General features: G+C 45.6%; 7 protein-coding genes. 3 read left to right on the top strand and 4 right to left on the bottom strand.

Annotation, left to right across the window (positions count from 1 at the left end; all coding sequences use genetic code 11):
* Together ACJ751_RS02090 and ACJ751_RS02085 are read left to right on the top strand one after the other, a co-directional pair.
* The coding region (locus ACJ751_RS02090; protein WP_407743718.1) for a chemotaxis protein CheB at nt 1-652 on the top strand (652 nt) is incomplete at its 5' end.
* A gap of 56 nt (nt 653-708) precedes the next feature.
* The gene (locus tag ACJ751_RS02085; RefSeq protein WP_407743717.1) at nt 709-4,311 is read left to right on the top strand and encodes a CheR family methyltransferase; all 3,603 of its coding nucleotides are present in this window, start codon (nt 709-711) and stop codon (nt 4,309-4,311) included.
* Between the two features lie 99 nt (nt 4,312-4,410).
* Here the strand turns inward: ACJ751_RS02085 and ACJ751_RS02080 are convergent, their stop codons facing one another.
* From ACJ751_RS02080 to ACJ751_RS02070, 3 genes are all read right to left on the bottom strand, one after another.
* On the bottom strand, nt 4,411-6,837 hold the full coding sequence (locus ACJ751_RS02080) for a mechanosensitive ion channel family protein (protein WP_407743716.1): 2,427 nt from the start codon (nt 6,835-6,837) through the stop codon (nt 4,411-4,413).
* Nucleotides 6,838-6,899: 62 nt separating this feature from the next.
* Nucleotides 6,900-7,253, bottom strand: coding sequence for a PleD family two-component system response regulator (locus ACJ751_RS02075; protein WP_407743715.1), 354 nt, complete (start codon nt 7,251-7,253; stop codon nt 6,900-6,902).
* A 79-nt stretch (nt 7,254-7,332) separates the two neighbouring features.
* Complete coding sequence (locus ACJ751_RS02070; protein WP_407743714.1) at nt 7,333-7,518, bottom strand: DUF3606 domain-containing protein; 186 nt, start codon at nt 7,516-7,518, stop codon at nt 7,333-7,335.
* A gap of 130 nt (nt 7,519-7,648) precedes the next feature.
* Here ACJ751_RS02070 and ACJ751_RS02065 point away from each other — a divergent pair, with 130 nt between their 5' ends.
* Complete coding sequence (locus tag ACJ751_RS02065) at nt 7,649-8,053, top strand: response regulator (RefSeq protein WP_407743713.1); 405 nt, start codon at nt 7,649-7,651, stop codon at nt 8,051-8,053.
* On the opposite strand, the gene ACJ751_RS02060 is transcribed toward ACJ751_RS02065, so the two are convergent.
* Nucleotides 8,050-9,604, bottom strand: a 1,555-nt coding sequence (locus ACJ751_RS02060; protein ID WP_407743712.1) for a PAS domain S-box protein, incomplete at its 5' end; no start/stop codon positions are given. The genes ACJ751_RS02065 and ACJ751_RS02060 overlap by 4 nt on opposite strands.

The raw sequence follows: 9,604 nt of genomic DNA, 5'->3' as shown, positions 1-9,604 counted from the left end.
GATCAAAGAACGAGGTGGCATTGCCATGGTGCAGGACCCTGCAGAAGCAGCGGTTGCCGCCATGCCATTCAATGCATTAAGGGCAGTAAAAGTTGATTACACCTTACCGGTCGCACAAATAGGTCCAATGCTGGCAAAATTATCTTTAGAACCGGTAAAGGAGATCAAATACCTGAATGAGGAAGAAAACAAAAAAACGGAAATGGAATTGCATATTGCGCAGGAGGATGAGAATAAGGTGCATCCATTTTTCGGACTGGAAAAATTAAGCCCGTTCTCATGCCCGGAATGTAAGGGGGTTTTGGGGATAATCAATGATGGCAAACTGGTTCGTTACCGTTGCCATACCGGCCATGCGTATTCCGCTGATAGCCTCCTTGCTTCTATTACAGAGAAAACCGAAAATACCCTTTGGAGCGCAGTGAGGGAAATGGAAGAAACAGCCATGCTGCTGAATCACCTGGGCGACCACTTTGCCGAAAACAACAATACGCATGAGGCGGCCCTGTATTTTCAAAAAGCAAAAGAAGCGCTTCAACACAGCCGGCAGGTCAGGGCAATTATCCATGACCATGAACAGCCAGGTATGGAGAAAATAGCCTCTACTAAAAACGAAACCGGAAAGACCGGCGGATCAATAACTTATAAATAGGCGGTTGGTTTTTTCAATTCTTCCATAACAGGTAAATTGCAGTATAATCTATTATAATGGGTAATTTCAACAACGAAGTTCCTGATAGCCCGGCCCCTCATAAATTCCTCGTGGTTGGCATTGGCGCCTCTGCCGGTGGTATTCAGGCGCTGAAAACTTTTTTTGAACATGTGCCGGCCGACTCCGGCATTGCGTATGTAGTTATCCTGCATTTATCACCTTCCCACGATAGCAAACTGGCAGAAGTGATCAGGTTATCGGCAAAGATCCCCGTACAACAGGTACTTGAAAGAACAAAGATAGAACCCGATTGCATTTTCGTAGTTCCCCCCAATCAACACCTGGTGATGGAAGACGGACATATTAATGTTTCCCCTAACATACAAACAGAAGACCGTAGAGCACCCGTAGATATTTTTTTCCGCACCCTGGCAGAAACGCAGGGCCCGTATGCCGTATGCGTGATCCTTTCCGGTACCGGCGCCAATGGCTCAATGGGCCTTAAACGAATTAAAGAAATGGGCGGCGCCGCCTTTGTACAAAACCCGCGCGAAGCAGAATTTAATGAAATGCCCCGCAACGCCATTTCATCCGATATGGTAGATGCGGTATTGTTTGTTTCGGAGATCCCGGGCAGGATCATTAATTATAAAAACAACCTGGGCATGGTGCAAATTCCGGTAGAACCCCAAAACCGGGACGAAACAGTACAAAATGCGTTACGGGAAATATTTGTGCAGCTACGGGTGCGTACCGGCCATGACTTCTCTAACTATAAACGGCCTACCTTATTACGACGCATTGAACGCAGGATCAGCGTTTGCAATCTACCAGATCTGATCGCTTATGCTTCCTTTTTGCAGGACCATCCTGATGAAATAAATGCACTGATGAAAGACCTGCTCATTTCGGTCACCAATTTTTTCCGCGATAAAAAAGTATTCGAGACCCTGGAACTGGAAATTTTACCGGCCATCCTGAAAAATAAACAGCATGAAGACCAGGTAAGAATATGGGTAGCCGGCTGCGCCACGGGAGAAGAAGCCTATTCATTGGCCATGATATGCGCCGAGCAAACGATGCATGTGATAGATGCGCCAAAAGTACAGATATTTGCCACCGACATTGATGAAGACGCCATTCAACAGGCCAGGGAAGGCGTTTATACCATCAACGATGCAGCCGATGTATCAATAGAAAGACTACGGCGTTTTTTCAATAAGGAAGGAGAAAGATACCGCATACGCAAAGAAATAAGAGAGCTGGTTTTGTTTGCCAATCATAATTTCATCAAGGACCCGCCCTTTTCCCATCTCGACCTCATAAGCTGCCGCAATGTGTTGATCTATATGAACCGGGTTGCGCAGGAACGTGTTATGGAAACGTTTCATTTTGCCCTCAATACCGGCGGATTCCTTTTTCTGGGAACGTCAGAATCAGTGGAGTCATCCAATAATATGTATGATATAGTAAGCCGGGAACATCATATTTTCAAAAGCCGTCCATCAATTGTTCGCGCGTATCCTATCCCGGATACCATACCAGCCCTGCACACCGGCCAGTCGAAGGTGGGCGTTTCAGGTAAAGAAAAAACGAACCGGCTGCTGGAACGGTTAACTTATGGCGAACTTCATCTTCGATTGCTTGAACAATATGCACCGCCTTCGTTAGTAATTAATAGAGAATACGATATCGTACATTTATCGGAGCGTGCAGCGCCGTATTTACAGTTTACCGGCGGAGAAATTTCTCAAAACCTGTTACGGCTTGTACGGCAGGAACTGCGTTTTGAGCTGCGTTCGGCACTGTACCAGGCCATCCAGCAAAAAACTGCCGTTGAAGCCAAAGGACTAAGAGTGAAACTGGAAGACCGGATAGAAACCCTCAATATCCATGTAAAACCGGTGTTCAGGGAAGACGATATTGCTCACGAATATATTCTGGTGCTGTTTGAGAGAACAGAGGAAGAGCCTGCCCAACGGGAAGTGATCCTGCGATCAGATGAAGCAGTATCACGCCACCTCGAAGAAGAACTGATGCTGTTAAAAGTTCAGTTACGAAACTCCAATGAACACCATGAGTTACAGGCAGAAGAACTGAAAGCATCGAATGAAGAATTGCAGGCAATGAATGAAGAACTACGTTCGGCCGCAGAAGAGCTGGAAACGAGCAGGGAAGAATTACAGTCAATAAATGAAGAGCTCAGAACGGTAAACCAGGAACTGAAAATAAAGATCGAGGAAACCAGCCTTTCCAGCAATAACCTGCTAAATCTTATCAACTCCGCCAATATAGGCACCATCTTTCTGGACCGTAGTTTCAGAATTGCCATGTTCACCCCTGCGGTGCGCGAGATCTTTAACCTTATTCCCTCAGACTTTGGCCGTCAATTATCCGACATTACACACAGATTGCAATACCACGACCTGTTGAAGGATGCTGAAAGCGTAATGGAAAAGCTTACCGTCATCGAGCGGGAAGTAAAAAACACCGAAGGCCAGATCTTTATAATGCGGGTATTGCCCTATCGTACTGCCGAAGATCACATCAACGGCGTGGTGATCACCTTTATCGACATCACCTCCCGTAAACAGGCAGAAGAAGCATTGCGCCAGTCGAAAGAAAGAATAGAGAAAGCTTTCTCCATTGAAACGGTAGGCATTCTTTATTTTAAACCGAATGGGGAAATTACCGGCGCCAACGATGCATTTTTGCAAATGTGCGGCTTTACCCGGGAAGATGTAAACCAGGGGCGGCTGCGCTGGGACGAAATAACACCTGAAGAGTTCTTGCCCGGGTCACGTAAAAAAATGGACGAATTCATGTCTACGGGCCGTATTGTTCCTTATGAAAAACAATACATCAAAAAAGATGGCGCCCGTTGGTGGGCATTGTCTTCCGCCAGCCGGATCAGTGAGGAAGAAGGCGTTGAATTTATCATCGATATCACTTCCCGGAAATTACTGGAACAACAAAAAGACGGGTTCATTGCTATTGCCAGCCATGAATTGAAAACGCCTGTTACCAGCATCAAAGTATATGGAGAGGTTTTACAGGAAAAGCTTGAACAGACAAACAACCCTGAGCACCTTATACTGGTTAAAAAATTAAATAACCAGATCGATCGCATGGCCCATCTTATCGTTGATCTGCTGGATACCACCAAGATCGTGAAAGGGCAATTAACTTTAAAATTACAAAATATTGATATCAACGACCTGATCAATGAGCAGGTGGAAGAAATAAAACGCATTTCGAACAATCATCAGTTTATTGTGAACCTTGACAAACCCGGTAATATAATCGCCGACAGGGAGCGCATGGCACAGGTATTAACCAATTTGCTGTCAAATGCAGTGAAGTATTCCGCTCCCGAAAGCAAGATCACTATCACCACCAGGAACACTAAAAATGCCATTATGGTAAGTGTGCAGGACAATGGCATTGGCATTCCGGAAAACATGATCGACAACGTATTCAATCGTTTCTTCAGGGTCTCGAACCCGAAAATTCAAACTTACCCGGGCCTGGGCCTGGGTTTGTACATCAGTGCACAGATCATTGAACGGCACGGTGGCACTATTTCAGTGGAAAGCAAAGAAGGTGAAGGCAGCACCTTCTATTTTACGCTTCCCGCTAATAAAGCAGAAGGCAGTTGACGGGTTGAGCAGTTGACGAGTTGACGAGTTAACAAGTTAACTTTTGTATTCCTGGTCAACTGATCAACTGATCAACTGGTCAACTGGTCAACTTATCATTTATTTCAACTGAATTCCCTGTGCTTTCAAATGCTGGTATAATAACAGATTGATCGCGCTCTTCGCTTCCCCCGCCTTACTGATATCAACACACCAGAAATAAACGGTGAGGTCGAAACCATTGTCGCTTACTTTGGTGAATAATACAGAAGGTTCCCGGTTCTCATATACAAAGTGCGAAGCCAGGATGGCTTTTTTAATGGCGTTGGTCACCACTTCCATATCGTTATTACCGGTTACGCTCAGGTTTAACTGGATCCGTTGCTGGTTGTTGCTCAGCGTCCAGTTTACGATCTGTTGCGACAGCACATCCCCATTGGGAATAATCACTTCTGCACCATCACCGGTCAGGAGGGTGCTTGACCGTAAACCAATTTCCCGTACCCTTCCCTGTTTATCGCCAATTTGCACCACGTCGCCAATTTGCAGCGGACGGTCGAAAATGAGGATGATACCCGATACAAAGTTATTTACAATATTCTGCAACCCTAAACCGATACCAACACCCAGGGCGCCCAGCACGATGGTGATCTTATCAACCGGCACGCCTGAAGCAGCCACTGCCAGCAGATACCCCACGCATAACAAAATAAGGCGCGCTATCAACAGGCGGGAACGTTGTCCTTTGTTGTGGATCTCATCATCTTCTGTAGTGCCGGTATCGCCAAAAAAGAAACCCACGTATTTCTGCAGCAGGTGCGCGAACCAGATAATGAAGAAGAACAGCAACACGCCGCCTAACGTAAATTCGGCACTGCCAATACTACGCGGGGTGGTAAGGAACACGCCCAACGTATCCATCACCGATGTATAGATATTCAGGTTGGTGGTGAATACGATCAGCCACAGGATCACCGTAAGGAACAGGATGGGCCGGCGGAAGCCAGTGAGCACAGGCTGAAAATTCAACCGGCTTTTCATATTGCGGCGTAAGCGGCTGGCAACAATTTGTTGCAGGATGGCTTCCATGCATATTTTGCTGAACACGGCCAACCCGATCGCCTGGGTAAAGGCAAAAATGGCGGCGCTCCCCAGTATTTGGGCCAGCGAAACCCGGCCGGCCATATTGCACAACACACTTACCAGGTTCATAATATTATGCAGGTTTATCACAAACTTCAGGAAGCCGCGCATCGGCAGGTTCTGTTGTATTTGCGAAAGGAACAACATGCCAAATACTACTGACAGTATATTCAGCAAGATCAACCAGGTGCGTTGCCCCAAACCAGGATCGGCCATATGATGGGTGAATGAAAAACAGATGTACAGTACCACCATGACTATCCAGTACAGGAACAGCCGGCGGGGCCATTTCTTCCAGCAGATGATGGTGAGAATTACCAGCATCAGGAACTGCATGGATTCAATGTAAACAGAAGGCGCATGCAGATCGAACAATGGCGCTACTGCAAACATCATAATAAAGGCAGCAACGATATAATTATGCGGCAGGTATTCAAATTCCAGGTAACTGAGGTTGTCCATCGCATTCAGGCGCTTCAGCGTTCTGATATTGCGATAGAGCCAGATAAAGAACAACAGGCCGATCAGCAGCAGGAACAACCGCTTTTGGCTACTGTCTTTAAAATAATAATGTAAGGCTTTCCGCTCGCCATCATACGCTTTGCCCAGCGAACTGCGGGCGCTGTTAGAGAGGCTGACCGTATCTTTCTCCCACAGGTAATTGTACTCCTTGCCAAAGATGCGGGCGGTAGAGGTATTTAATAAGGTAGTTACCTTGTCCAGCAATTGGGCGGCAGTCAAAGAATTGGAAGACACATGCGTTTGCAACAAATTAACCGCAGCCAGGGAGCTGCGTAATTTTTGGGTAGAGCCCATGAACAATTCGCGCATGCCTTTTAACTGCGGTTGAAACTGGGCGCGTAATGCCGAATCGCGCCACAGGTGCCGCATCACGGTATCCCCCAGCAGCGTTTTCATGCTGTTGCGCACGTCAACCAGTTTACCTTCGGTACTATCCAGCATTGCCATGTCTTCCCTGCAACTGGCCTGGATGTTCAATAACAGGGTCCTGAACACCTGCAGATTGCGCAGATTAAGCGCGGCGCTGTTGTTAAGCACATTGTCTTTTAATACGGCCAGCATGGAGTCGGTATCTGTCAGCCTCGATCTTATCAATTTCACCTGCAGGCCCAATTCACTTTTGTTCCTCACATTATTAAAGATCAGATAGGTCTTTTCTATTTGTAACTGAAAATCGCTGGTGGTGAGTTTGGCAGAGTCGGCAAATAAAGAAGAAAGCACGTTGTTCCTTCTAAACCGGGCCGTATCCTTCCGGGTGGTATCGGCTGTAAACTTTCTACTGGAATCTGCAGAGGGCGTATGGGGCGTGTGTTGCGCCCAGGCGGGGCACGCTAACAACAGGCTAATGATCAAGATGGCCAAACGGCCAGGCGGCATTCTCATGAATACTAGATTTTTGAACCGCTAAACTATAAAAAGTCAGCTGATAAGTAAAATCATCCTGGCTAACCCGCGTATTTCAGCACCAGCCCGCGCATTTGTTTTAAAGAATATGGCTTTTCAATAAAATCTTCTGCGCCCGCTGCTTTTGAGAATTCTCTTATATCCGGGCTGGCAGACATCATAATAACGGGAATATTCTTTGTTGCTTCCTGGCTTTTCAGGTGTTTGCATATTTCCACCCCATCAACACCCGGTAATTGTTTGTCGATGATAAATATATCCGGGTTCTCAAACTCACCGGAGAGAATATTATTTCCATTGGGGAATACAGTGATCTCGTAGTCAGCGTCGCTGAATATCAGGCTGGTTGAATCCTGTAAGGCAGGGTCATCGTCGATGATTATGATCTTCTTCATGCTGCAATTATTTAAAGGTCGCCCCGGATGCGCGAAGCGGCACGGGAACAACCTTTTTACCCTAAGAGGTGTACTACTGTTATTTCTTTTTATGTAAGTAAGCGATAATATCAGCGCGCATAGGCCCCGCTTTTTCAATAGCGTCTTTGACCTCCTGATGCGTTTTATTGGGAAATTGCTGATGCAAATACTCCACCTCACTGGGATCTTTGGCATCTACGCGGATATCATCTTGCTTGCCTACGTTCTTTTTGTCATCTGCCATAGCTTATTGTTTCCCTATCTAAAAACAAAATCGTGCCATGGGTACACTACAGATGTAGAAAATGTTCCCCACTAAATTTAATTACCGGAAATTAATGTACAGGTTCTAAATTTGCACCATTCAATTAGCTATGGGAAAAGTAAATATACTAATGGCGGATGACGATATAGAAGACCTGGAGTTGATAGAAGAAGCCATATTAAATATAGAACCTGAAGCCATATTGCATAAATTCTTCAATGGCCATTCCGCTATTGAATTTCTGCACGCCGCTCCTGATGATGCGCTGCCCTGTCTGATCATCCTCGACTATAATATGCCTGAGCTAAAGGGATCGGAAGTACTCTCCTACATGTTATCGAAAAAACGGTACGCAACCATTCCCAAAATAGTGTTAAGCACCTCCAATGCTTATATGCATAAGCATGAATGTATAAATAACGGCGCTTCAGAATATATTGTAAAGCCCGACAATATGAAAGAATTGCATGGGTTGGCCCAAAAGCTGTTAAACTACTGCGAAAAAGCCTCTTAATCTGTTGGAAGGTAGATGGTAAAGCAGGCGCCCAGGCCGGGCTTTCCTGTTGCTTCGATATGCCCTTTATAGTTTTGAACTATTTTTTTACTGATTGCCAGCCCGATACCCGATCCCTTTGTATTGGTTGAATTATTGAGCCGTTGAAAGATCTCAAAGATCCTTTCGGCATATGTTTGTTCAAAGCCAATTCCGTTATCTGCCACCGAGATCTTAAAATATTGTTTATGTTTATCCAGCCCGGGTGCTGAAAGGCTGTTGCCATTCACCAGGCTGGATGTTATTCGTATTTCTACATTCCTGTCAGGATGTTTGTATTTGATGGCATTATGGATCAGGTTAAAGAACAGTTGTTTCAGTTGGAAAGGCACGCCCCGAACAACCGGTAATTTTTCTGCCACAAGCATTCCTTTTCCTTCTCCCAGTTCCTCTTTATGCATCCCTGTCACTTCTTCAATTATTTTATTCAGGTCTACGTCTTTATAGCTTTCGGTATTGAAGGTGGACTTGGAATAGATCAGCAGGTCCTCAATGAGGGCTTTCATTCGTTCTGCGGCTTTTAGCGACCGGTTTAAATAATCTCTTGATTTATCATCCAACTGGTTGCCAGGCTGGTCAGCTATGTAATTATTGTAAAGATGAAGTTTGCGCAAAGGTTCCTTCAGGTCATGCGAAGCGGCGTACACAAATTGTTCGAGTTCTTTATTCTGAAACTCCAGCTGCCCCAGGTAATCTTTCATCCGGTCTTCAGCCAGTTTTCTTTCAGTGAGGTCACGGGTCACTTTGGTGAACCCGATCACCTGGCCTTCGTAATTATGAATAGCAGTAAGTACGATACTGCCCCAGAAAGCGCTGCCGTCTTTTCTTTTGCGCCAGCCTTCATGCAATGCCTTGCCCGATTCCCTTGCCACTTCCAGCAATTGTAGCGGCAACCCTTTTTCCCGGTCTGCGGACAGATAAAACTCCTGGAAATTCTTTCCTATAATTTCTTCCTCCTTATACCCTTTTATTTTTTCTGCTCCTTTATTCCAGTTCATGATGGTTCCATCCTTATCGAGCATAAGGATAGCGTAATCTTCTACTTCTTCTACCATTTTATGGTACCGCTCTTCGCTCTTTTTTAATTCTTCTGTTTTTCTTACCAGGTCATGGGTTTTATTTTCCACGAGCCCCTTCTGTTCAGTAATATCATTAAAGCAATTGATGGCGCCTGCCTGATGGCCGGCTTCATCAACAAGCGGCACAACGTTTACCAGGATATAGATGCGGGAAAGGTCGGGCCGTTCGAGGATCAGTTCTACATCTTTTTTGGGTGCCCCGTCTTTCAGGCATTCAGCTGCCGGGAATTGGTCTTGTGGTAAAGGAGTTCCGTTGGGATGATATAATTTATAACAACCGCAGAAACGTTCATTCGGATCCTGCAATTGAGGCCGCCGGCCCCATAACTGCACAGCCTGTTCATTATATCTTTGAATAAGGCCCGCCATATCGCACACACATACAGCTATTGGCATATGATCCAATATATGGCTATCTTTCAGATAATTCATG

It is taken from the genome of Niastella sp. (assembly GCF_045805085.1).
GTDB lineage: Bacteria > Bacteroidota > Bacteroidia > Chitinophagales > Chitinophagaceae > Niastella.
The sequence above is the reverse complement of the archived record's forward strand: the minus strand, read 5'-3'. Positions and strand labels throughout refer to the sequence as shown.